This window comes from Fictibacillus arsenicus, assembly GCF_001999465.1.
GTDB lineage: Bacteria > Bacillota > Bacilli > Bacillales > Fictibacillaceae > Fictibacillus > Fictibacillus arsenicus.
In genome coordinates, this window is the sequence record NZ_MQMF01000053.1 from 1 (window position 1) to 869 (window position 869).

The 869-nt window shown below is 72.8% G+C and carries 2 protein-coding genes; both read right to left on the reverse strand.

Annotated features, from left to right (window positions below; all coding sequences use genetic code 11):
- Positions 1-517: aminoacyl--tRNA ligase-related protein (locus tag UN64_RS21750; RefSeq protein WP_369073191.1), on the reverse strand; the 517-nt coding region annotated here is incomplete at its 3' end.
- Between the two features lie 122 nt (positions 518-639).
- Positions 640-869: GNAT family N-acetyltransferase (locus UN64_RS21755; RefSeq protein ID WP_139343248.1), on the reverse strand; the 230-nt coding region annotated here is incomplete at its 5' end.

Genomic DNA, 869 nt, shown 5'->3' on the forward strand with positions numbered 1-869 from the left:
TCCAGGCCGGCGTCGTCCACCGTGAAGGAGTAGGAGCCTTCATGATGAACTCGCGCCCGCGGAGCAGGCCGGCGCGCGGGCGGGCCTCGTCCCGGTACTTGGTCTGGATCTGGGTACAGGTACGCGGGCAGGTCCTTGTACGAGGAGTACAGGCCTTCACCAGGAGCGTGAACATCTCCTCGTGCGTGGGGGCCAGGAGGTAGTCGTTGCCCCTGCGGTCCTGCAGGCGGAACAGCCCGTCGCCGTACTCGTCCCAGCGCCCCGTGGCCTCGTAGGGCTCCCGCGGCAGGAGCGCCGGGAAGTGCACCTCCTGGGCGCCGATCGCGTCCATCTCCTCGCGCACGATCCGCTCCACCTTGGCCAGCACCTTCAGGCCCAGCGGCAGCCACGAGTAGATGCCCGGGGCCGCGCGACGGATGTACCCGGCACGGACGAGGAGCCTGTGGCTCGCCACCTCGGCCTCCGCCGGGTCGTCGCGCAGGGTGCGCAGGAACAGGGTGGACATGCGCAGGGGCATGACGGGGGCCTCCTCGGACGGGCTCGCGCGGTCGGGGGCGGCGCGCGGGACGGGACGACGCCGGCACGGGGGTGCCCGGCGTCCTGACCGCCGATCCTATCGCCCGCGCCGGGCCCGCCGGGTCAGTACAGGACGGTCGCGAACGTGCCGCGCCGCTCGAACCCCACGCGCTCGTACGTGCGCAGCGCGGGGGTGTTGTACGCGTTGACGTAGAGGCTGACCACGGGAGCCTGGAGGCGCACGTAGTCCACGACGGCGGCCATCGCCGACGCCGCCAGCCCTCGGCCCCGCGCGGCGGGGGCCATCCACACGCCCTGGATCTGGGCGCACCGGGAGGAGAGCAGCCCGATGT